This is a genomic window from Ilumatobacter fluminis (assembly GCF_004364865.1).
Classification (GTDB): Bacteria; Actinomycetota; Acidimicrobiia; order Acidimicrobiales; family Ilumatobacteraceae; genus Ilumatobacter; species Ilumatobacter fluminis.
On the sequence record NZ_SOAU01000001.1, the window covers coordinates 4,507,829 to 4,530,562 of the forward strand.

Sequence of the window (22,734 nt, forward strand, 5' to 3'; positions counted from 1 at the left end):
GACTGGTGAGCGCCGACGCGTTGTCCCGGGTGCCCGACCGCGGCGCCCCGATTCCTACCGCAAGCGGAACCGGGCAACGATGATCGAAGCATCGTCGAGCGAGATCACCAGCACGAAGCAACCGGTCTCCTTCGGTGACTTCCAGTTGAGGTGGAAGGCACCGTCGTCGGTGAGCCGGAGGCTCTGGGTCAGCGTCGTCGATTCACCGCCCAGATCGTTCGTCGCGGGCGAGTCACAGTCGACGGAACGGTAGGCGATCACCGACTCGACGGCATCGAGATCGGCCACGAGTCCACCATCGGCTCCGTACAGCTCCCACTCCATCGGGTACGTGCGGCCGCGGCGACCGGAGTTGGTGACTTGATCATCTGGATCCCACGCGACCACCGGCCCCCCGGTGAACACGCCGTCGGCACGGTTGTAACGCACCTCGTATGTCGCCGATGCGCCGCCCTCGTTGCCGGCGGTGTCGACCGCACCGACGCACGACGCGGTGAACGTGCCGACGCCGTGTTCGTTGCCGCCCGTCACGACGAGGCTGGCGTCGGTGGCCACGCCCGACAGGGCATCCGTCGTCGAGCACGTCGGCGTCGGCGGTGCCGAGACCGCATACGGCCCATCGCCGACGCCGAGCACCGTCACGTCGGGTTCGGTCCGATCGATGTTGACGACGACCGTCGTCGAGGCAGCGTTGCCGGCCTCGTCCGTCGCACCGACGGTGTGCTGCTGGTCGGCACCTTCGTCCGTGAAGGTGATCGGCGCAGGGCACGTGGCGACTCCCGACTCGTCGTCAGCACACTCGAACGAGACCTCGACGTCGCCGGTGTGCCAGCCGGCAGCGTTCGGCTCAGGATCGAACGTCGCCGTGATCGTCGGCGGGGTGTCGTCACCGAGCTCGACGGAGTACTCGCACTGTGTCGACGCAGGGTTCCCGGCAAGGTCGGTCGCCGTCACGGTGGCGGAGAACGTGCCGACGGTCGAGGTGTCGAGCGGCACGTCCACCGTCGGCGAAGCCACGCCGCTGAGCGCGTCGTCGACGCTCGCCTCGAGGGTCGACGACGAGCCGCGCCCGACGGTGATCGGTGCGCCGCAGGTGATAGCCGGCGGTGTCGTGTCGATGTTGACCGAGGTCGTTGCGTTCACGGTGTTGCCGGCGGTGTCGTTGGCAAAGCCGATCACCTGCTGATCGGATCCTTCCCCGTCGACGGTGTCGGCATCGGAGCAGAAGGTGACACCGGACAGGTCGTCGACGCAGTCGTACGACACGGTGACGGGGCCGTTGTTCCAACCGGCATCGTTCGGCGCCGGCGTGACGATGGCCTCGATCGTCGGGGCCGCTGTGTCGATCTTGACCACGACGACGCCAGGGGCGCAGTTGCCCGATTCGTCGCAGGAGTCGTTGGATGTGACGGTCGTGAAACCGGTGTCGTTCACGGTGATCGGAGCAGGCTGCGTCGCACCGCTGACCGCGTCGACGGCGACCCACGACACCGACGCGGGTGTGTTGTTCCAGCCGTCGACGTTCGGTGCGGGGCTGATGGTGCCCGTCACGACCGGCGGCGTGTCGTCGCCTTCGGTGGATGACTGGATGAGCAGACCGCCCGGGTCGATGATGGTGCCGTTCTCGGCGCCGTCGTCGTCACCGACACCGCCGTCGGTCAACGAGACGATGACGTGCGGCCCACGGTTCGGATGGAGCGGGTCGAACTCGACGATGTCGACCAACTCACTCGGGAGCTGATACCAGCCCTTGGTCTCTCGGTCGTACTTGGCGTAGCCGGTGACGCCTTCGACCGACTCGGTGTAGATGATGACGTCGACCGTCTCGCCGGGGGTGAGTCCGTCGATCCGGAAGTCGAGGAGGCCCTCGGGCAGCGTGTACGACGAGGGGACGGGTGTCTCCACCGTTACGTCGGCGACCGGGTCGACGGCGCGCACGTTGGTGAAGGTCTTGCCGTTCTCGACCTCGACCGTCACGTAGTTGCCGGTGTAGGAAGGCAACGACGTCACGTTGTTCTGGTCGTAGTCGGGGAAGCCGTCGTTGTTGCCGTCTCCCTGGTTGGGGGCGAGCGCTTCGGTGATGTCGTCGACGTTGTCGTCGTCGAACGAGTCGCCGCTCGACCCGACGAACCAGATCCCCGGATCGATCAAGTAGAGGATCGCCCCGGTGTCGCCGTTGATGTCGATGGTCTCGTTGAACTCCAACCCGTTCTCGAGATTCACCCGCACCTCGACACCCGTCAACCCATCCGGCACCCGGAACACCGGCGACGACTCACCCCACGCCATGCCCTCGGCACGCCACACCTCCAACGACGTCCCAGCAACCGGCACACCCACATACGACTCCGTCTCCGTCACCGGATCCCACACCCACGGCGCATTCCACGACAACGACACCTCACCCACATTCGACACCGGCGCACCCGCACCATCAACCACCGACACCGTCACATCGACAACATCATCAACCGCTGCGTCATACGTCGTCGGACCCGACACCTCCAACGGCACCGTGTCACGAAGCACAAAGTTCCAATCAGCCGCACCCTCACGACCCTGGAACCCGACACCACACTCATACGACCCCGGCAACACCTCGAACGAGTACGGCACATACACCACATCCTCGGTCTCGGTCACCGGATCCCACACCCACTCCTCCCGCGCAGAACCAAACGCCCCACCACACGACACCCAACCCAGCGACGGCACACCCTCCAACAACAACTCACCCGACACCGTCTCGAAGTCGGGAACCTCGATCTCCAAGAACGCAACACCACCGCCGTTGATGTCGATGGTCTCGTTGAACTCCAACCCGTTCTCGAGATTCACCCGCACCTCGACACCCGTCAACCCATCCGGCACCCGGAACACCGGCGACGACTCACCCCACGCCATGCCCTCGGCACGCCACACCTCCAACGACGTCCCAGCAACCGGCACACCCACATACGACTCCGTCTCCGTCACCGGATCCCACACCCACGGCGCATTCCACGACAACGACACCTCACCCACATTCGACACCGGCGCACCCGCACCATCAACCACCGACACCGTCACATCGACAACATCATCAACCGCTGCGTCATACGTCGTCGGACCCGACACCTCCAACGGCACCGTGTCACGAAGCACAAAGTTCCAATCAGCCGCACCCTCACGACCCTGGAACCCGACACCACACTCATACGACCCCGGCAACACCTCGAACGAGTACGGCACATACACCACATCCTCGGTCTCGGTCACCGGATCCCACACCCACTCCTCCCGCGCAGAACCAAACGCCCCACCACACGACACCCAACCCAGCGACGGCACACCCTCCAACAACAACTCACCCGACACCGTCTCGAAGTCGGGAACCTCGATCTCCAAGAACGCAACACCACCGCCGTTGATGTCGATGGTCTCGTTGAACTCCAACCCGTTCTCGAGATTCACCCGCACCTCGACACCCGTCAACCCATCCGGCACCCGGAACACCGGCGACGACTCACCCCACGCCATGCCCTCGGCACGCCACACCTCCAACGACGTCCCAGCAACCGGCACACCCACATACGACTCCGTCTCCGTCACCGGATCCCACACCCACGGCGCATTCCACGACAACGACACCTCACCCACATTCGACACCGGCGCACCCGCACCATCAACCACCGACACCGTCACATCGACAACATCATCAACCGCTGCGTCATACGTCGTCGGACCCGACACCTCCAACGGCACCGTGTCACGAAGCACAAAGTTCCAATCAGCCGCACCCTCACGACCCTGGAACCCGACACCACACTCATACGACCCCGGCAACACCTCGAACGAGTACGGCACATACACCACATCCTCGGTCTCGGTCACCGGATCCCACACCCACTCCTCCCGCGCAGAACCAAACGCCCCACCACACGACACCCAACCCAGCGACGGCACACCCTCCAACAACAACTCACCCGACACCGGGTAGGTGAAGGCGCCGACCTGGATGTTCTTGGTCGTTTCGCCGAAGGGGTAGAACTCGGCGGGGACGAACTCGCCGTCGCCGTTGGGGGCTCCGACGACCAGCTCGTAGGTGCCTTCGGCCACGGTCACGATGTAGAAGCCGCTGTTGTCGCTGTAGGTCTCGGCCACCACGGCACCGGCTTCGGTGCGCACTCGCACCCGCGCGTTGAACACCGGCTCGTCGGCGTTGTCCGTCACGTAGCCGCTGATCGTGGCCGGCGGACGTGCCTCGAGTTCGAGGTCGAGCGTGGTGACACCGCTGGTGATCGTCGCCGGCAGATCCGTCGTGCCGAGGTAGACGTTGCTCGGCGGCACCACGTCGAGGGTGTAGTCGCCGGCGGGGAGCCCACGGGTGGCGTAGTCACCGTTCTCGTCGGAGCAGATCGGTGCGTGGGCGGGGAACACGTCGTCGCCGACGTCGTTGCGCACCGTGACACAGGCTCCTTCGATCGGGAGGAGGTCGGGTGCGGGCGTGGTGATCGTTCCTTCGATCGTGCCGCCGGGTTCCATGCCGATCTCGATCAGCTCGACGTAGCCCTGCTGCACGTCGAGCGGCACTTCGAACACCGAGGCGTAGTCGCCGTCGGGGTCGACGGCGTCGAGCAGCACGGTGGAGAGGGGCAGGTCGTCGCTGAGGTCGATCGCGAACTCGCCGTCGATGTCGGTCGAGGTGGTGAGCCACTGCTCGCCATCAGCGGTCTCGACGCGCGCCGCGACCGTGACGCCTTCGATCGGTGTGGTCGTGCCCTGTTCGACGACGAGGCCTTCGATGCCGGTGACGACGGGCGCGAGCTCGCCGTCGACCTCGGTGTCGGAACCGGCGACGATCGTCACGGCCGTCGTGGTCAGCGTCTCGTAGTTGAAGGGCGCCACAAACTCGAGCACGTAGTCGCCGGGCGCGAGGCCGACCGTTTCGAATCGGCCGTCGGTGCCGGTGCACGGCGAGTAGTCGGACGGAACGGCGAGCGTCGTGCCGGTCGCGTCGTACACCCGCACGCACGCTCCCTCGAGCGCGAACCCGGTCGACACGTCGGTGACGTCGCCGACGAAGCGGCCGCCCGCATCCAGGTCGAATCCGATCAGCTCGGTGTAGCCGTGTTGCAGGTACACCTCGTTCATGAGTGAGGCGGCGTGGGTGCCGGTCTCGTCGATCGCGTCGACGATGAGCGCGTCACCGGTCAGCTCGAACATGGTCAGGTCGAGCTCGTACAGGCCGTCCGCTCCGGTGACGACCTCCTGGCCGAACAGCTGACCGTACGCGTCGGTGCCTCGCACCTTGACGCGCACGTCGGGCAGCGGCTGCTCGGTCACCTCGTCGCGAACCAGGCCGGCGATCAGCGTGGGCGGGAACTCGTCGAGTTGGATCGTCTCGAAGGCGGGGCTGCCGGGTGTGATCGTGAAGGGACCGATCACCCGTGAGTCGAGACCGTCCGGCGCGACGATGCGCGCCTGATACGTCCCGGCAGGGACGCTGTAGGTGGCGAACGTGCCGGTCTCGTCGGTGCAGGGAGCGTGGTCGGGTCGGAGAACGGGCTCACCCGTCAGGTCTTCGAGCACCACGCACGCGCCGGAGACGGGTTCGTTGTCGGGGCCGGTGATCTCGCCTTCGAGGTAGCTGCCTGGCTGCAGCGTGAATCCGATCGCTTCGTCGTAGCCGGGCTGGAGTGCGATGGTGGCGCCGACGTCGGATGCGAGTGACGGTGAGGTGCTCAGGGCGTCGACGGTGAACGGCTCGCTGCCGAAGCCGATCCCACCGAGGTACACGGAGTACTCGCCGGGTTCGCCGGTCGGTTCCATGTCGCGGGCTCGGAACTCGCCGTTGCGGTCGGTGGTGTGGGCCACGATTCGCATGTCGTCGACGGGGTCGGTGCCGTCGGTGACCGCCGCCGAGATCGTCGTGTTCGGCGGGAGCGGCATGATGACGTCGTACCAGTACTGCTCGCCGGCAACGGCGGTAACCGCGAAGTCGAACACTGGGTAGGCCTCGCCGGGCGATGGCGTACCGAAGTCGAGCAGGTATTCGCCGGGCGGGAGCGCGGGCAGCTGGAACCATCCCCACTCACCGCTGCACGTGCCGATCCACTCGTAGGGGACGACGACGTCGCCGGACAGGTTGGTGATCGTGGCGCACGCGTCTTCGATGAACCACCAGTCCTGCGTGCGCACGCTGCCGTTGATGACTCCGCCGAGGTCGAGGTCGTGGTTGACGGTGTTCGTCGTCTCGGGCGTGAGAGCGACGGGGACGAAGAACTCCGCACCGAGGCGGCGGGTGGGGTCGACGACGTTGAGGTGGAGTGGCTCGTCGTCCCACGCGGTCACGTCGATCGAATAGAAGCCGAACTCGTCGCTGAGCACCTCGGCAACGGTGGTGGGTTTCTGCTCGACCCCGGCGCCGGTCATCACCTGCACGGCGACGCCTTCGGCACCGTCGGCGACCGTCATGTCGGTGACGACACCCTGCACGATGGTCGGATCGGCCGCACTGACCGACTGGTGCGTGATCACCGCTCCGGTCGATGCGACGACGGCGACCGCCGTCACCCGTGCGATCAGACGCATGAGTCCACCCATTCGATTGTCTCCCCTGTGGTCCGCAACACTCCCCTGGCGAACCGTCAAGGTACTGCACGGTTGTCACCCGATCGGGTGTACCCGAGGACACGACCACCGCCGCAACAACCGGTTCCTTCCGGGTCGGGTGCCAAAGGTGACGGCGAGGTACGAGCAGTTACCGGCGGTCACATGACCCGGGAACGGTGCGCGAACAGGAGCGTCTACGGCTGCTCGTCGCCGTCGCCGACGCCGAACGTGGCGTTGCCCGCGCCGTTCCAGGCGGGCTGGTCTTCGAGGATGTCGATCGCCTCACGCGGGTCCATGTCGTACTGGCCCGGGTTGCGTTCGTCCGCTTCGCGCTGTTGCTCGGATTCCCAGTAGTCGTAGCCGGCCCACGCGGCGGTCCCGACCGCGGCGAACGCCATGACAACGAGCACGCCGGTCTTGATCGTGTTGGACCGACTCTTGCGCTTGGCCTGCTTGGCAGCGAGGGCACGCCCGTGCTCCAACCCGATCACCGACGGCGAGTTCGTCCGAGTCGGCTGCGGTGCAGCAGCACGCTTCCCCATGGCCCCAGTATCGGCACCCCCAAGCCGGACCTTGAGCACTTTCTCGAGATTCCTTTCGACGTCCTCGGGTCGGGTGCCGTAGGGAACGATGACGGAGTCGGCGTTTCCGTAGGTCACCCGACCCGGGTCTCGGCTCAGGCAGCCAGCGCCCGAGCGATCGCCCGAGTCAGCTCGTCGACCTCGCGCACCATCTCGTCGTGGTACCGACGGTCCCGCCCGTACGGGTCGCTCAGATCGTCATCCGGCGACGGCACCATCAGGTCGGCAGCCTTGCGCCCCTCCGACGCTCGCGCCACCCAACCCGCCACGTCCCCACCGGCCGGCCCGACCCGCAGCGCAGCCCGCCCGAGCTCCTTCAGCGTGAACGTCCGCGGCCACGCCGCCGGTTCCATCGCCACGATCTCCCGCAAGTGCTCACGAGTCATCCCGATCACCAGATCGGCGCCTTCGTCACGAACCGCTCCGGCGGTCAGCGGACGAGACACATGATCCGACGCATCGACCCCGATCGCGGCTGCGGCAGCCAACGTGTCTCGGTGCATCCGGAGCCGCCCGCCATGTGTCCCGACCGACCGCACCTCGGCATCGACCCCCGCCGCAGCCAGGTGCTGCGCCAACAGTCGCTCCGCCACCGGCGAGCGGCAGACGTTCGCCGTGCAGACGGTGAGGATGCGCAGCGTCACACCTGATCGAGTCCGACGAGCGCGACGAGCTCGAACGTGGCGTCGGTCTGCAGCGCCGACAGCTCGGCGTACGGGGCGATCGCCAGCAGTCCCCAGCCGAGTTCCTCGGCCATCCGGGCGGCCTCGAGGTCGAAGCCCGGCTGGTAGTACACGGCGCTCTCGGCCGACGGCGTCGTGTCGACGGGCGCAACATTGACGTAGCCGTAGCCCTGCAGTTCCTCGGCGTGAGCACCGGCGACGCCACCGACGTCGGTCGCGTTCGCCGTCGCGACGACCAGCGCCTCACGTTCGCGCAGTACGTCGCCGGTGGCGATCTCGTCGTCGTCCTCGACGACGGTCGAAGTCGTCGTGGTCGTCGTCTCGGAGTCGAGAAACGCCGACGTCGTCGGCGGTCCGAGCGTCGTCGTGGTCGAGGTCGTCGACGTCGTCGTGCTGGTCTCCGGAGCCGGCTCGGTCGTGGCCGTCGCCTCGTCGTCGACGAGCGGCGACACCTCGAGCGGTGCCAGCACGAGCGTCGTAGTGGGCGTGACCGTCTGGATCTCGGTGATCCTGATGTCGGCACCAGGCGCTTCCGAGGGCAGGCCGGCAATCGCGACACCGGCCGCGGCGGCGAGGATGAACGTGATCACGGTCACGACGACGGTGGGCTTCACGTGCATGGAGGTTACCGAGGGAGAGTGTGGGAGCCGGGACGCGACTCGGGCGCCGCCCGAAGGCGACGCCCGAGATCAAGTGGAGAAGGTTGGGTCAGCTGGCGGTCGTCTGGCGACGACGGAACTGGGAGACGCCGAACATGCCGGCACCTGCGACGAGCAGGACCGCGGCGATTCCCATCGTGCCGCTCATGCCGGAGTTGCCCGTCGGCGGAATGATCGGGTCGGTTTCCTGCACGGTCACGCTGAACGAAGCGACCGTGTCGCCACACGTGAAGGTGCCGGTGGCCGTACCGGCGGCCGTCGGCGCGGTCAGGGTGGCGGTTGCCGTGCCGTCGCTCGGGGAGACCGTCTGCGACTGACCGTTGAAGCTCACCGTTGCCGAGTCCTCGTTACAGGGGATCGACGCCGTGAAGGTGCTGCCGGGGGCCGGCGATCCGTTGCTCACGGTGACGGTGGCGGCCTGGACCTGGATCTGGAACGGCAGCGAGACGGCGCTCTGATCGAGTGCGACCGTGCCGTTGTACGTGCCAGCCGAGGTGGGGGCGGTGAAGCTCGCGGTGGCGGTGCCACCGGCGACGATGGCCTCCGTGAGCGAATCGGCGCTGGCGCCGACGCACGTGGCGGTCTTGTTCTGGCCCTGGAAGGTGTAGGTGGCGGTTTCGCCGACGATGCAGTCGTCGACGTTCACGTTGAACGTGCCGCCGGGCGTGGTCGACGGCGGTGCGACCGCGACGGTCGGATCGTTGACGTTGTACCCGTTGTCCTGGGCCTGCACCGCGCCGCCGGCCATCGTGGCCGCCGTAGCGATGGCGATGCCCGCCATCAGTCGCTTCATGGGATAGTCCTCTCCACTTGACTAAATCGCGACCCTAGCAAGCCCAGGGTCGTTGTCCAGGGGCGATGGCCCAGCGGTGCACCGAAGGACATGCACTCCGCCGGGTAGTCGACCGACCGCACGACGTGGGCAGAGCCTGGCCAGGTCGCTCCCAACACGGTGGGCGATCGGCCGGTAGTCTCGCCGCCCATGTCCGCTCGGAAACTGCACGTCGACGGGCGCAACGAGCAACTCGTCCTCGGTGTCGGCGTGGTCACCGGTATCGGCCTCGGCCTCCAAGGGCTGAGTCCGACGGGCTCGACCGTGATCGATTGGCTGCTGCTGATCGCGTCGGCGGTCTTCGTCGTGTGGTCGGGCGCCACCGCACCCTGGTGGGCGCTGGCGGCCGCCGCCGGAATCGCCGCTGCCATCGCCGAACCGTGGCTGCCACTGCTCGTCGGTGTCGGCGTGCTCGGTCTGGCCCTCGCCGTGGGCACCGCCCGTCGCAGTCAACCGGTCGAGCGGGCGATCGTGGTCGGCGCGATCCTGCTCGTGTTGTCGACCGCTCGCGATCTCGGAGCTTTCGGTGTGAGCACAGCGGTCGGCGTCCTCGTCGCCATCACCCTCGCCGCCTTCGGCCTGAGTCGACGCTCTCGCCGTGTTCGCCGCGTCGGGTACATCGCCGCAGGCGCTGCAGCCGGCGTGTTGGTGATCGGAACGCTCGCACTCGTCTTGTCGGGCACATCGGCCCGCCCCGACCTCACGACCGGTGAGCAGGCCGCCCGACAGGGGCTGCGCGAGTTGAAGGCAGCCGACTTCGAGCAGGCCCAGTCCTCGTTCGAACGTGCCGCCACCTCGTTCGGCAGAGCCGCCGACGACGTCGGCGCCGTCTGGACCGCACCGGCCCGGTTGGTGCCGGTCGTGAGCCAGCACCACCGCGCCGTCGACCAGCTGGCGTCCGAAGCCGCTGCAGCGTCGTCCACGGTCGCCACACAGCTCGGAGAGATCGACTTCGACGCCCTCCGGATCGTCGACGGTCGGATCGACATCGAAGCTGTCGAAGGCCTGCAGCAGCCGATGGCGGAGCTGCAGGAGTCGCTCGCCTCCTTGGACGCGGCGGTCGTGTCGGCACAAGACCCGTGGCTGGTCGAGCCTCTCGCCGATCGCCTCGCCGACCTCCGCGTCGACATCGCCGAACAGCGCGATCTCGGCGACAAAGCGGTCATTGCGCTCGACCGGGCGCCGGCGATGCTCGGCGCCGACGGCGAGCGCGTCTACTTCGTCATGTTCACCACGCCGGCCGAGGCACGCGGCCAGGGCGGCTTCATGGGCAACTACGCCGAGATCACCATCGACGAGGGCGAGATCGAACTCACCGACTTCGGACGCCACTCCGACCTCAACCGGGCAGCCACGGAACCGTTCGATCTGTCCGAGGCACCAGCGGACTGGCTCGCCCAGTACGGCGGCGAGGGCTTCGCACGCGGGCCGGGCCGACCCGTCGCCACCGACGTGTGGTCGATCTACACCATCTCGCCGCACTTCCCCCACACGGCTCGGGTCGCCGACATCCTCTATCCGCAGAGCGGCGGGCAGGACCTCGACGGCGTTTTCAATCTCGATGTCTATGCGCTCGAACAGCTCGTCGGCCTGGTCGGCGACGTCGAGGTCGACGGGCGAGACGCACCGCTGAACGGCACGAACACCGCCGAGTACCTCCTCATCGAGCAGTACGAGACCGACGACAACGCCGAACGCATCGACCAACTCGAGGTGATCGCCCGAGCGGTCACCGACCGGCTCCTCGGCGGCAACGCACCCGAGCCGATCGATCTCGGTCGGGCGATGGCGCCGATGGTTCGCGAGCGCCGCCTGATGGCCTGGATGGAGGACCCGAGCGAGCAAGCCCTGCTCGAACTCGTCTCGATGGACGGCGCCGTGCTCGGCGGCCGAGGCGACCGCGACGGCGTGCACGTGGCCATCAACAACGACGGCACCGGCAAGATGGACTCCTACCTCGAACGCAGGATGGTGTACGAGGAGACCCCCGACGGCGATGAACTCTCGATCACCATCAAACACACGGCACCGGTCGAGTCACTCCCCGATTACGTGACCGCCGTGTCGAGCGACCTCGGACGAGGCGACGGGCGCTGGCTCGTCACCGTCTACTCGACCCGACCGGTCACCGAGGCCTGGCTGGACGATCAGCCGATTGGTGTCAACACCGGCCAGGAAGCCGGACTGCAGACCGCAAGCATCAAGCTCGTGCTCCCGCCGGACGGCAGCGCTACGTTCCGAGTCCGCTTCGGTCCGAACACATCGTTCGACCAGACCAAGCTGATCGTGTCACCACAACCACTCGTGCAGCCGGAACGCTGGGCCTATTTCGGTGACGCGCCTCGGACACTAGAAAGTCGCTCCGTGCTCGATCGCTGAGCCCAAGCCGACTCGACGGTGTCAGCTCGGAGGCCGATTGTCGGCCGCAGGGGCCGGTTCGGATGAGGCCGCAGCTCTAGCCTTGCGTGGTCCGGACTCGCCGTCTCCGTACCCATAACCGTAGCCGTATGTTCCGACCCGATCCGCAGCGGTGGCCTGGTTCAGGACCATTCCGACGATCGGAGCTTGGACGCGATCAAGCCGTTCAAGCGCTTCAGCAACACTCCGCTTCGTCGCTCGTTTGGCCTGGGTGACGAAGAGGACGGCATCGACGCTGCCCGCTAACGCAAGTGAGTCGGCGACCGGCAAGACCGGCGCCGAGTCAACGATGACGTAGTCGTAGCGATCGGCAAGTTCCCTTAGGAGGTCGCGGGTCCGTCCGCTTGATAGAAGCTCCCCTGGGTTGCCCGGCACCGTGCCAGACGCCGCTACCGAGAGTTCAACTCCGTCCTCGAGATCTAGACCCGCTGCAACCAAGTCGACCGGTTCGCCGACAAGCAGGTCAATCACCCCGGGTGACTGCGGCACGGAGAAGACCTCGTGCACGCGCGGTCGCCGCAGGTCCGCATCAACGATCAGGACCGTGCGCCCCGTCTGAGCGAGCACGACAGCCAAGTTCGTCGCTGTCGTTGTCTTGCCCTCGCCCGGCAGCGAACTGGTGACTTGGATAACTCTTGTCGGACGATCGAGGCCCAGGAACTGGATGTTGGTACGCAACCCGCGGTAGATCTCAACTGCGAAATCACTAGGTGCGCTGAGTGAAACCGGTCGGTGGTCAATAGGCGGATCAATGGGCACCACGGCGAGTACGGGACGACCGGCGACAGACTCAAGGTCCTCCTCCGTTCGTACCGAGTCGTCGAAGTAATCGATAGCGAACGCAGCCGCCAGACCGAGCAGCAACCCGACGATTCCCGCCACCACAGCTGTCCGCAGCGGCGTCGGCACGACTGGGTCACGGGGAACAGTCGCCGACTTGACCACGGAGGCTCCGCCCGTTTTTAGTGCCGCGTCGACCTGCAGCTGGTTGAGCGTCTGACCGAAAGTCGCCTGTTGCGCCAATAACGTCGTACGCTGGGGGTCGTCATCGGCGAGAGCGTCGATCTGAGTCTGCAACTCGGAGATCTTGAACTGGACCTGGGCGGTACCGGCGAGAAGATCCTCCACCGACTGCTCACGACGCTCATCGATGTACGCTTGCACGTACTGATTGGCGAGGCTTGCCGCGACATCGGGGGTCGCGCCACGGACCTTGGCGGAGATCACGTCGGTTGATCCCACAACGGTCGCGCTGACGCTGGGAGGCCGCTCGACGAGGTCAAGCGTTGACATCAAGCGCGCTTGCACACGCTCGCCCTCCAACACCTGGATCTCGGTTTGCACCGCCCGGCCCGCATCGCCGCTCCGAAGATCGAGCCCACTGCCGAAGAGCGAATCGCTTGAACGAGTCTGGACCAGAAGCTGGGCTTCCGCCTCATACACCGGCGTTTGGGCAATCGATAGAACTGACGCCATGCCAGAGGCGATTGCGACCGAGAGCAGAACGACCCAGCTACGCCGACGGACTATCGCGAGGTAGTCGTGCAACGTCATGTGATCTGCGGTTGGCGACATCGGAGTGTGACTGTACCTTGAGCTTCGGTAGGTGCCTTCGGTGCCCTCCGGTACACATGTGGCCGCCTCTGACGCTGCCGGAGGGTAGGTTCTAGCTATGTCATTGGCGGAACTCGTCGAAAGCGTGTCGAGCCAAGGTTGCCCACTAGCTGGCTGCACAACAGTTCGACAACCCTTGGCATCATCCCCAAGCGTCGACAACGCTTGCGTTGGTGCAGTCGGCGTTTGCTCCCGCCACCTCTAGCGGTCGGCACAATGAATCGATCTGTGTGGACAAGGCTTGCTCCCTTCGCAGGCGACATCAGGAATCGGATGGCTCTGCTCGCCGTTACTGCGGCGGCTGGAGGGCTAGCTGAAGCCCTCGCTCTCCTTCTCGTCGTCCAGTTGACGCTGGCACTCGCCGCCGGCCCCGCCTCCCCAATCGAGCTTCCGCTCGTGGAAATCGCGCTCTCACCCTCAGTCTGCATCATCGTTGCGGGCGTTGCGGCCCTCTGCGGACTATTCTCGCACCTCGGCGTCGCATGGCTGACCGCAGATATTGGCTCCACCGTCCTGGCGAACTCAAGGTCGAACGTTGTTGCCCGCTTTACGGAAGCGGGCTGGCCGACTCAGGCGGTACAGAGAGAGGGCTCGCTCCAGGAGACCGTGACCACTCTGAGTGCGCGCACTTCAACTCTTGCCAACTCAATTGCGAAATGGATAGCTCAGCTGGTCTCTCTGGCGATGCTACTCGCTGCGGCTTTTGCCGTCGACCCCGCCACTACGTCTGTGATATTGATCGCTGGCGCACTGCTCGTGGCAGCGCTGCGGCCGCTTACGAATCGCAACCTCAACCTCTCCCGCCTGTTCGTAGCGAGTAACGCCAGGTTCGCCGAAGAGGTTTCTGGATTGTCTTCGATGGCAATGGAAGTACGCGTCTTCGGTGTGCAAGTAGCAGCCCGAGATGCCGTGGAGGCGTTGAACCGAGAGGCCCGCCTTCGACAGCGAAACTCGCGCTTCGCTGTGGAAGCCAGCAGCAAGCTTCTCCGGGACCTAACAATGCTTCTGTTGGTTCTGGGGATCGGCGGCCTGATCTGGGCCGGCCAAGAGAACGTTGGTGGCCTCGCCGCTGCAGCGGCATTGGTGGTTCGATCGCTGGCGGCGGCTCAAGGTGCGAACACTGCACACCATGCGGCTGTCGAGAGCGTGCCAGCTCTGGACGCACTGACGGACCGCCTGGAGCAACTCAACAGCGGCCGAATCACGACCGGCCGAGCCGAGCTCTCGCGGCTCGACTCGATAGCGTTCAAGAGCGTCAGCTACTCGTACAACCCGAGTTTCCCAGCTATACGCGATGTGTCTATCGAGATTGGTTCTGGGGAGGCAATCGGAGTCGTCGGCCCATCGGGAGGCGGGAAGTCAACCTTCGTCCAGCTCCTCCTCCGGCTGAGGCCGCCGTCGGAGGGATCAATCCTGGTTAACGGTCAAGATTACCTCGACTTCGACGCGCAGGACTGGTCCGCGCTCGTCTCCTTCGTTCCGCAGGAGCCGGGTCTGGTTGAGGCGACCGTTGCGGAAAACATCGCCTTTTGGCGCGACATTCCTCGAAGTAGGGTTCGAGAGGCGGCGCGGAATGCGAACATCCTCGACGAGATCGAAAGACTGCCGAAAGGCTTCGACACGATGCTTGGCCCTCGAGGAACTGGGCTATCCGGCGGCCAAAAGCAGCGCGTTGCGATCGCGCGTGCCCTGGCTGGCGAGCCGGCTCTTCTCATCCTGGACGAGCCCTCAAGTGCACTTGATGCTCAGTCGGAAGAGCTGCTCCAAAGCACTCTGAACGAATTGCGAGGCAGAACTACCCTAATCATCGTCGCTCATCGGTTGTCTACGGTCGAGGCGTGCGATCGGCTTATCGTTTTAGAGTCCGGGGAGGTTACAAGCGTGGGATCGCCGTCTGACCTGCTGCGGCAGCCGAGGTTCTTTCGTCGCGTTCAAGAAGGGCCGCATGTCTAGTCGCCTGACCAAGGATGATGCGCAACACCTCGGCATTCTTCGATCAGAGACGTTGCGGGTGCTCCGCAAGTTCATCCGTTCGGGGACCGATGTGGCACTGCTTGACGTCCCAAACCAGCGCAACATCGGTGACTCTCTGATCTGGCTCGGGGAGTTGGAATATCTCAGGGCCCTCCAGGCAAAGATCGCGTACGTCGCTGACATCACGACTTACGACCCGTCAGCGCTGCGGGCCGCTATGCCCTCAGGCGTCGTGCTGATCCACGGTGGGGGCAACCTCGGCGATGTCTGGCTTGGGCATCAGGACCACCGAGAACGACTAGTCGGTGACTTGGTCGACTACCCGATCGTTCAACTTCCCCAATCAGTTCATTTCAGATCGCGCGAACGGGCAGCGTTGGCCAACGACCGACTGGCCCAGCACGGCTCCCTCACCGCTCTCCTCCGAGATGACGAATCTATGCGGAGAGCGACAGACTTGCTGCCCGACGTCGACACCTTGTTCTGCCACGACATGGCGCTTGGAGCAGCGATCAACAGATCCGTACCGTCAATACCGCTCAACGTCCTGCTCGTGCTGGCCCGACAAGATCGTGAGGCAGCCTCAGGCCTCGGCCACATACCTGTCGACTGGGTTCCAGAGATTCGACTCGAACGGGAGGACTGGACGACGCCCCGAGTCACAGGATTGGCCGGCACCGCCGCGCGGCTCGCTACGAAGCCCGGCCACCTCGGCGCGAAGCTCCGTCGCAAGCTTGGCACGCAACCAGTCTCAGCCACGCTGATGTCCGCCCACCAATTGGCGCTTTCCAGTCGCAACCGCCTGAACGTCGATCGCGGGGTTGAGCTACTCGAGAAGTATCCCGTCATTGTTACCGATCGTCTGCATGCGCATGTTATGAGCGCGCTACTCGGCATACCGCATATCACACTTGACAACGATTCCAGGAAGGTTAGCGCCGTATACAAAGCTACTACAGGTCGCTTCTCTACCGCGTACCGAGCTGAGAATCTAGACGAAGCGAAAGCCATGGCGATTAGGCTCTTCGCGCAGGCACGCAAGGACTGAGGATGATCGCATTCATCACTTCCATTCGCCATCCCGCCAACTCAGGCGACTACGGGAGAGTGGAACTCTTGCTGCAACGAACACTTGCGTCTATCTGCCAGCAAACCTCTAATGACTTCGTGGTCTTTGTCGTAGGAAATGATACTCCGGGTTTCCCACTCCCCCCCAGTGTGACCTTCTTGAAGGTCGACTTCCCGCCTCCTGCGTCGGCCGACGGCTTCCATGCAAGACGCGATGACTTTGTCTGGGACAAGGGCACAAAGATCGGCGCCGGAATAGTTGCTGCCCGTGAAGTTGACCCGGAATACGTCATGATCTTCGATGCCGACGACTTCGTCGACCGACGATTGGCCGAGTACGCGAACAGCAGACCCGGTCGGAGTGGATGGGTCATCGATCGCGGCTACATGTACTCCATGAGCAGGAACGCTCTTCGTAAACAGGACGCGTTCAACCGAACTTGCGGAACCTGCCATATTATCTCGGCGGCCGCATACCCTCGTACGAAGCTGACCACTGGCGCCAGCCAGTCGGACATCGCGAACTCCTTTGGGCCCTTTCTAGATAATGCTCTCGGTGCGCATCGAGATACCGCAGCGTGGTTTGAGCATCGTGGGGTTGTGCTCGACCCCCTACCGTTTCGGGGTGCCGTCTATCATGTGGACACCGGCGAGAACCATTCGGGCAAACAGCTGACGGGAGTAGCTCCACCTCTTTCGAGAGCACTCTCTGCCCGCTTTGGGATTCCACTCGATAGCGGCTTCGCCAAACGCTGCTTGAGTGCCGCGGGTCCTACGCCCATCCTCGAAACGCTTGAAATGACGTCGGACAAAGCCGTCAGGCTTGCAAAGCGCGGACGCGATCGTAGGCGCTAGTGCCCGTCGAGGTAGTGCACTGGAACCCTAAGCGGCGCCTGGTAGACGGTCGCCTTGGCCTCCTCGCCCCGATCCGGCGATATGTCAACAACTTCGGCGATTTGCTGGGTCCGATGCTTGTCGAACGAATCTTGATCGAGGAGCGGCTGGCCGAGCCTGTCGGCCATCGGCGCTTGCTCACCATTGGGTCTATCCTGCATTTTGCCCAGGGAGGTGACACGGTCTGGGGCTCCGGGATCAACGGCAAGTATCGCGAAATTCCTGCCGTTCCACGCCTAGACGTACGGGCAGTTCGAGGTCCTCTGACTCGGGATGCTCTTGTTTGCCTCGGTCAAGACGTGCCCGAGGTATTTGGCGATCCAGCGCTCCTGATTGGCAAGTACTTTCCCCGTTCAGCGTACCTACGGCCGAATATAAACCGTTCAAGAACTGCTATCGTGCCGAATCTTCACGATTGGCGGCACTTCAGTGGTGATCCGAGAGCCGTGAATCCCCGCTGGCCGGTTCATCGGGTGCTCGCCAGGATCGCTAACAGTAGCCTTGTCGTCGGATCATCGCTTCACGGAATCATTGTCGCCGAGTCATTCGGAATCCCTGCTCGTCCGATGATTTCACGATCAGAACCCCGCTTCAAGTACGAGGACTACTACCTGGGTACCGGGCGCGCGCTCCCAGTTCTTGCTGCTTCAGTCGACCAAGCTGTTGAACTCGGTGGAGTTGATGCACCCAGCTTCTCATTTCTCGAACTAAGAGAATCGTTTCCACGCGACCTATGGAGTTGTTCGACTGACCCCAGGTTGCCCTAGGCGACACTCCACTGGACCGATGCTGTCAGGCGCGAAGGCCCTTCCCTGCGACTGAGACTTGAACCGACTCGTAGTACAGCTTCTCATGCTCCTTGGCGACAGCGGATGCACTCCGCCGTGCTGGCGGGCCGGCGGGCGGATGGACTAAGGGGTTCGTAGCGACCGCGTACAACCGTGGCCCGGTCATCTCGCCTTCGTATAAGAGCACTCGGTCCTCGCCGTACTCTTCAGCGATCTCCTGCATGGATCCCATGTTCGGGACCAGAACTCTGCACCCAGCCGCTAATGCCGCGAAGACAGCTCCTGAATTCTCGACCGCTCTATAAGGAAGCCAGATGACGCTGGCCCCCTGACAAAGAGACCAGATCTCTTGATCCGTCACGCGTCGCTCGGCGACGCAAACTCGACGGTCCCTCCGCAGGAGCGACAAAGCTTCCTCGATCTCCGATGAGCGGTCTCCTCGCGAACCCATGAGAACGAACCGGAGTGGTATGTCGGGCGACGACCGGACAAGGTCGGCTATCGCCTCAATGCCCTTGTAGGCCCGCATCCTCCCAAACCACCCGACGATTGGCATACCCGTCTCACACAACGGCGAGACTCCATCAAAGGCGTAGCGTTCCGCCCATCCCATATGGGGTATCACTTTAAGACGTTGCCTATCCAGTACCGGGAAAGCCTTCCGCAGTCTGTCTGCGCCGGAGCTGGTTAGAACCACTAGATCATCGGCATTCCTTAGGACCCAGCGCTGAATAACCGTCGCAGCGGCCGAGCGCTCATGAGGTTCGATGTTATGAACCGTTACGACGAGCTTCGGTCCAGACTTGCTACGCAGCTGGAGCGCGAGCCCCGCTAGCCTGACGCATCGGCGGAGCACCGAACGCTTCGCTCCTCGGAGCAAGCCGTCGGGCCACTGGATGTGGACGATCTGCGCCGACCGAACAGGGAGGCAACCGGTGTTGGCCACGACCATGACTCCGGGAAGATCCCCCAAGGCCGTCTCTAGGTCAAGAACATACGGGTTGTCCCAGTATGGGGAGATCAACTCGACTACTAGCGGTGCGCCGCAATCCTTCCTGCGCGACGTTGCGCTTCGATCAGTCATCGCTCGTCGCTTCATTGGTCCCAGATTGCCTTGTGTAGGCTACGACAGCGACGCCGAAGCAGGCGCCGCACACTCCGAGACCTCGAGGTAGGTCGACGGCCAGTGGCCGCCAAGGATCCTGCATTCGGATGAGGCTCCCGAGTACCCGAAGAATTGCTCGCAGACAGCGCGCCACTCCTCTCGCTAGAACCAAGACCCGTCCCCGGCGTCTCAGCTCGACGCGTGCGATAATGGCGCCGTTCCTGTAGCTACGGCGACAAAGCCATCGCAGCGTGGTTCGTTCAGGGGGCACATCCTCGTAAACAAGGGCTGTATCGGACCAAACGATGTGAGCACCATGGTCTTCTTTCAACCGCCAGAAAAAGTCTGTGTCGCTCCCGCCGCTCACCGAGAAGCTCGGGTCGAACTTTGGGGCTCCGGCCTTCCGCAGGAGACTGGTACGGACGAGTGCGTTGTTCGTGGCGGGCAAACCGGATCGAGATCCGTCGGGTTCAATCCGTCGCTGGTGGAGGCGGGCCCAAGGCCCGACACCGTCAGGAAGTTCGGACACAACCGGTCCGCCTACGATGTCGGCCCCATAATCTCTTGCAGCCTGGAGAAGGGCAGCGAGCCACTCCGTCGATACGCGTTCGTCGTCGTCTACGAACACGATTGCGTCCTCATGAACCTCCACAAGCTCAAGACAACGATTTCGTGCAGCTGCGATCCCGGGAGTGGCCTCAATCTCGTATCGGGCGACAATCGCGTGTCGGTCGGCGACGAACTTCGCGGATCCCACGGGGTCGTTGTCCACAACCACCACGCGGACGGGCACTCCTGCAGTTGCTTGCTCAATAGAGCTTAAGAGGGCATCGAGACCATCGGGCCGGCGGTAGGTCGCGACTGCGACGCAGACTGCACGGATGGCAGTCACCCTTGACCACCGCGATCGGCCGTGGCGAGCCCAAACTCGGCCGGCGCCCATCGAGACCGCAGCGGAGGCCAAGCCTCATCGCAGCAAGAGAGCACAACCGACAGCACGAACACCTGATACCCGAACGGCGACTCGAGAACCACCCCTATCAGCGACGTCGCGAGCAGGCTTACCGGCAGTGCAGCTGTGACCGCCTGCCGGCTTGAGCCTCTTCCACCACGGAAAGAGACCAGGCACATAATAGCGACCCCGACTGCTACCAGTGAGACTCCAATAAGCCCGACAAGGCCAAGCCAAGTGAAGAGTACATTATGTGCTTGGCGCACGGTCTCGCTCCCAGAGAGAAGTGCCTGGGCTCCGCTATCGCGAACAACGTCAGAACCGAAGCCATCGCCAAGCGCTATCCGAAGGTCCCGCTCATTTGTATAGATCCATATCTGCCTCCAAGCCTCAACCCGCGCCGACGTCGTGCTACTCGCTGACAGGTCGTTCCCCGTGCCTGCAAGGCGACCAGCCGACACGGCCCAGCCCGGCAGCGAGCCACGTAACGCCAGGTAGGTAGCGGTTACCGCTCCGGCGCAAAAGGCCGCGGTGGCCACCAAGTGTCCATGCATCCGATGACGCAAGGGTCGCTTCAGAACACACGTGCCGACAAGGAGTACCGCGCCACCCACCAAACCCGCTCTACTCGGGCCTGAGACCACGAGGGCAGCACAGACGGCGGCGACCAGCGTGCGGCCTACAAGCCCGACGCGACTCCACATCAGAATCCACACACCAGCGAAGGCGGTGACCACGGCGTCAAAGTCGTTGCGGATCGAGAAGATCGGCACATCACTAATTGCGGGTATGGCGACCTCGTTCAAGACCCCAACGCGCGTTGGCAGATACCAGGCGAGGTGAACCATCGAAGCATAGCCAATCCAGCCAGTTGCACGGGCCAAGCCAGCGTTGGAAATGCACCGGCAGAACACGGGAGTGAGCGCTAGGTAGACGAACGGGGCCACATCACGAACAGAGTCGCGATCTAGCGCGCCCACCCGCAGTCCACCGATCAGCGCGGCCACACCGACTAACGCCGAGGCGAAGCGCAAGTTCCGCCACGCTCCAGGCTCGATCGCCACCTTAGACGGGCTCGACTTGCCTCTCAGGGTCTCAGACCCGTAGAAGAGAAGACCAGTCGCCACAAGGGCATCGCTTAGGAAGAGGCCTCCTATCCCAAGATGGCTACCCCACCTTCCTCCGGCTACGGGCACTAGCAAGCCGAGCAACGCCAACTTGGAATGCCAGTTCCCCGAGACTGTCGGCTCCAGAATCATCGAGGCAACACCGTCTCGTAGATACGAATGAGAGATGCTGTGAGCGCCGAAGCCGAGTAGCGCTCCGACGCCACTCGAATGCAAGCCTCTGTGAGCCTGGAGTATCGAGCGTCGGTGAGACTGCACAACGTTCCTAGAGATTCGGCCCACTGTCGTGGATCCAGTGAGGCCTGAACGAGCGAGTCATCAAGCCCGTCAACGATGTCGGGTAACCCTCCGCGTGCGAGAACGATCGGGCATGTACCCACCGAGAGCGCCTCTGCGGCAACCCTTCCGAACGGTTCGTCCCACCGCGAAGGGACCAAGGTTGCGACTGAGTTGGCCATCAGTTTCAACGCTTCTGGATGCGAGATTTCACCCAACAGTTTGACGTTCGGTCGAGCGGTTTCTAACTGCTTCGCGAGAGGCCCGCTACCTGCGATCGCAAACTGAAGATCGGGGCGTAGTGCAGCCACTTCGATCACGAAGTCGGGGCCTTTGTTCGAGGCGAGTCGACCGACAAAAGCGGCAGCAAATCGCCTTTCACTCTTGGGCGCCGGGGCGACCGACGCCGTGGGCACGATGTTCGGATGGACGTGAACGGTGACGCCGTCGAGCACCGGTTGGAGAGCCGAGACCATCCAGCGACTGAGCACCAGGTACGCCGACGGCTGGTGGCTGGCCGAAGCGCGCCTCTCTGCACGGGCGTAGGCGACCGCGCCTATCGACTGGGTACGGCTGTCTCTGTAGCAGCGACGACGAACGCCTGCGTGGGCACGAGCAGACGATTCACAGAGGTAACAATCATCGCCGTCAAGACGGAAGTCTCCGCCGATGCACGCCAACCTATAGTTGCGCAAGGTGCGCACCCACGGAATTCCCGCATCAGCAAGTGCACGTATAGCACCGGCTCCGAGGGCCGGAAACAGGTTCTGAGCATGGACTAGGTCCGGCTTGTACCGGTCAATGGCATCGGAAACGAGCCCATACGCATCACGTTGCAGGGTCAAGGCTGTCACTTTTTGCCACAGATTTGATTCGGCAATCTGAGAGTTGCTGGCAAGCAGCAGCTCCACATCAACGCCCGCTGCCCTTAAACCCTCGGCTTCGGAACGAACCGAGAAGTACTCACCACCCAGTTCCAGATAGTCGTTGTGAATCATCAGTACCTTCATCGAAGTTACTCACGCAATTCACATTCGAACGCCGCAGCTCTTGCCACGCTCACGTTCGTCCAAGCCCGATCTCAGCGAGCTGATATACCAATCGAAACGACATCCGTAGAGCCGACGGTAGGTGCAGTGCGCAGGACGAGCGTTGGTTCCAAGTTCGCA

Annotated in this window: 16 protein-coding genes; 5 read left to right on the forward strand and 11 right to left on the reverse strand. The window is 63.9% G+C overall.

Annotation, left to right across the window (positions count from 1 at the left end; translation table 11 throughout):
* Positions 1-54: 54 nt before the first annotated feature.
* The 5 genes from BDK89_RS20315 to BDK89_RS20335 form a co-directional block, all read right to left on the reverse strand.
* Complete coding sequence (locus tag BDK89_RS20315; protein WP_166657730.1) at positions 55-6,573, reverse strand: carboxypeptidase regulatory-like domain-containing protein; 6,519 nt, start codon at positions 6,571-6,573, stop codon at positions 55-57.
* A 215-nt stretch (positions 6,574-6,788) separates the two neighbouring features.
* Positions 6,789-7,136 carry a hypothetical protein gene (locus tag BDK89_RS20320; protein WP_133870700.1) on the reverse strand — a complete coding sequence of 116 codons (348 nt, stop codon included), beginning with the start codon at positions 7,134-7,136 and terminating at the stop codon, positions 6,789-6,791.
* A gap of 134 nt (positions 7,137-7,270) precedes the next feature.
* On the reverse strand, positions 7,271-7,819 hold the full coding sequence (locus BDK89_RS20325; protein WP_166657731.1) for an arsenate reductase/protein-tyrosine-phosphatase family protein: 549 nt from the start codon (positions 7,817-7,819) through the stop codon (positions 7,271-7,273).
* Complete coding sequence (locus tag BDK89_RS20330) at positions 7,816-8,472, reverse strand: LytR C-terminal domain-containing protein (protein WP_133870702.1); 657 nt, start codon at positions 8,470-8,472, stop codon at positions 7,816-7,818. The genes BDK89_RS20325 and BDK89_RS20330 overlap by 4 nt, the downstream gene beginning before the upstream one ends.
* 94 nt (positions 8,473-8,566) lie before the next feature.
* Entirely contained in the window at positions 8,567-9,310 is a 744-nt protein-coding gene (locus tag BDK89_RS20335) for a hypothetical protein (RefSeq protein WP_133870703.1), read from the reverse strand.
* A 189-nt stretch (positions 9,311-9,499) separates the two neighbouring features.
* On the opposite strand from BDK89_RS20335, the gene BDK89_RS20340 reads away from it, so the two are divergent.
* Entirely contained in the window at positions 9,500-11,728 is a 2,229-nt protein-coding gene (locus BDK89_RS20340) for a DUF4012 domain-containing protein (protein ID WP_133870704.1), read from the forward strand.
* Between the two features lie 21 nt (positions 11,729-11,749).
* Here BDK89_RS20340 and BDK89_RS20345 read toward each other — a convergent pair whose 3' ends face one another.
* On the reverse strand, positions 11,750-13,342 hold the full coding sequence (locus BDK89_RS20345; RefSeq protein ID WP_133870705.1) for a tyrosine-protein kinase domain-containing protein: 1,593 nt from the start codon (positions 13,340-13,342) through the stop codon (positions 11,750-11,752).
* Positions 13,343-13,654: 312 nt separating this feature from the next.
* On the opposite strand from BDK89_RS20345, the gene BDK89_RS20350 reads away from it, so the two are divergent.
* From BDK89_RS20350 to BDK89_RS20360, 3 genes are read left to right on the forward strand one after another with little or no spacing between them, the layout of a single operon-like run.
* Positions 13,655-15,334: an ABC transporter ATP-binding protein gene (locus tag BDK89_RS20350; RefSeq protein WP_166657732.1), complete on the forward strand. Its 1,680-nt coding sequence runs from the start codon at positions 13,655-13,657 to the stop codon at positions 15,332-15,334.
* Positions 15,335-15,392: 58 nt separating this feature from the next.
* Positions 15,393-16,403, forward strand: a complete 1,011-nt coding sequence (locus BDK89_RS20355) for a polysaccharide pyruvyl transferase family protein (RefSeq protein WP_166657733.1) — start codon at positions 15,393-15,395, stop codon at positions 16,401-16,403.
* Positions 16,404-16,405: 2 nt separating this feature from the next.
* Complete coding sequence (locus BDK89_RS20360) at positions 16,406-17,278, forward strand: glycosyltransferase family A protein (RefSeq protein WP_133870708.1); 873 nt, start codon at positions 16,406-16,408, stop codon at positions 17,276-17,278.
* Here BDK89_RS20360 and BDK89_RS22260 read toward each other — a convergent pair.
* Complete coding sequence (locus tag BDK89_RS22260; RefSeq protein WP_208294203.1) at positions 17,275-17,445, reverse strand: hypothetical protein; 171 nt, start codon at positions 17,443-17,445, stop codon at positions 17,275-17,277. The genes BDK89_RS20360 and BDK89_RS22260 overlap by 4 nt on opposite strands.
* Here BDK89_RS22260 and BDK89_RS22735 point away from each other — a divergent pair.
* On the forward strand, positions 17,392-18,084 hold the full coding sequence (locus BDK89_RS22735) for a polysaccharide pyruvyl transferase family protein (protein ID WP_208294146.1): 693 nt from the start codon (positions 17,392-17,394) through the stop codon (positions 18,082-18,084). The genes BDK89_RS22260 and BDK89_RS22735 overlap by 54 nt on opposite strands.
* Before the next feature lie 25 nt (positions 18,085-18,109).
* Here BDK89_RS22735 and BDK89_RS20370 read toward each other — a convergent pair whose 3' ends face one another.
* The 4 genes from BDK89_RS20370 to BDK89_RS20380 are packed head-to-tail and all read right to left on the reverse strand — an operon-like array spanning position 18,110 to position 22,575.
* Entirely contained in the window at positions 18,110-19,189 is a 1,080-nt protein-coding gene (locus tag BDK89_RS20370; protein WP_166657734.1) for a glycosyltransferase, read from the reverse strand.
* Positions 19,182-20,153 carry a glycosyltransferase family 2 protein gene (locus BDK89_RS22740; RefSeq protein WP_133870711.1) on the reverse strand — a complete coding sequence of 324 codons (972 nt, stop codon included), beginning with the start codon at positions 20,151-20,153 and terminating at the stop codon, positions 19,182-19,184. Before BDK89_RS22740 ends, BDK89_RS20370 begins: the two co-directional genes overlap by 8 nt.
* Positions 20,099-21,421 (reverse strand): hypothetical protein, encoded by a 1,323-nt coding sequence (locus BDK89_RS21950; RefSeq protein WP_166657736.1) that lies wholly within the window; start codon positions 21,419-21,421, stop codon positions 20,099-20,101. The genes BDK89_RS22740 and BDK89_RS21950 overlap by 55 nt, the downstream gene beginning before the upstream one ends.
* Positions 21,418-22,575: a glycosyltransferase family 4 protein gene (locus tag BDK89_RS20380; RefSeq protein ID WP_133870712.1), complete on the reverse strand. Its 1,158-nt coding sequence runs from the start codon at positions 22,573-22,575 to the stop codon at positions 21,418-21,420. Before BDK89_RS20380 ends, BDK89_RS21950 begins: the two co-directional genes overlap by 4 nt.
* Positions 22,576-22,734: the final 159 nt, after the last annotated feature.

Excerpts from the sequence above, each read along its gene's own strand:
- BDK89_RS20380 (WP_133870712.1), bottom strand. The coding sequence starts at position 22,575 with ATGAAGGTACTGATGATTCACAACGACTATCTGGAACTGGGTGGTGAG.
- BDK89_RS20320 (WP_133870700.1), bottom strand. The coding sequence starts at position 7,136 with ATGGGGAAGCGTGCTGCTGCACCGCAGCCGACTCGGACGAACTCGCCG.
- BDK89_RS22735 (WP_208294146.1), top strand. The coding sequence starts at position 17,392 with ATGCTTGTCGAACGAATCTTGATCGAGGAGCGGCTGGCCGAGCCTGTC.
- BDK89_RS20345 (WP_133870705.1), bottom strand. The coding sequence starts at position 13,342 with ATGTCGCCAACCGCAGATCACATGACGTTGCACGACTACCTCGCGATA.
- BDK89_RS20340 (WP_133870704.1), top strand. The coding sequence starts at position 9,500 with ATGTCCGCTCGGAAACTGCACGTCGACGGGCGCAACGAGCAACTCGTC.
- BDK89_RS21950 (WP_166657736.1), bottom strand. The coding sequence starts at position 21,421 with ATGATTCTGGAGCCGACAGTCTCGGGGAACTGGCATTCCAAGTTGGCG.
- BDK89_RS20360 (WP_133870708.1), top strand. The coding sequence starts at position 16,406 with ATGATCGCATTCATCACTTCCATTCGCCATCCCGCCAACTCAGGCGAC.
- BDK89_RS22740 (WP_133870711.1), bottom strand. The coding sequence starts at position 20,153 with ATGGGCGCCGGCCGAGTTTGGGCTCGCCACGGCCGATCGCGGTGGTCA.
- BDK89_RS20315 (WP_166657730.1), bottom strand. The coding sequence starts at position 6,573 with ATGCGTCTGATCGCACGGGTGACGGCGGTCGCCGTCGTCGCATCGACC.
- BDK89_RS20335 (WP_133870703.1), bottom strand. The coding sequence starts at position 9,310 with ATGAAGCGACTGATGGCGGGCATCGCCATCGCTACGGCGGCCACGATG.
- BDK89_RS20350 (WP_166657732.1), top strand. The coding sequence starts at position 13,655 with ATGGCTCTGCTCGCCGTTACTGCGGCGGCTGGAGGGCTAGCTGAAGCC.
- BDK89_RS22260 (WP_208294203.1), bottom strand. The coding sequence starts at position 17,445 with ATGGCCGACAGGCTCGGCCAGCCGCTCCTCGATCAAGATTCGTTCGAC.
- BDK89_RS20370 (WP_166657734.1), bottom strand. The coding sequence starts at position 19,189 with ATGACTGATCGAAGCGCAACGTCGCGCAGGAAGGATTGCGGCGCACCG.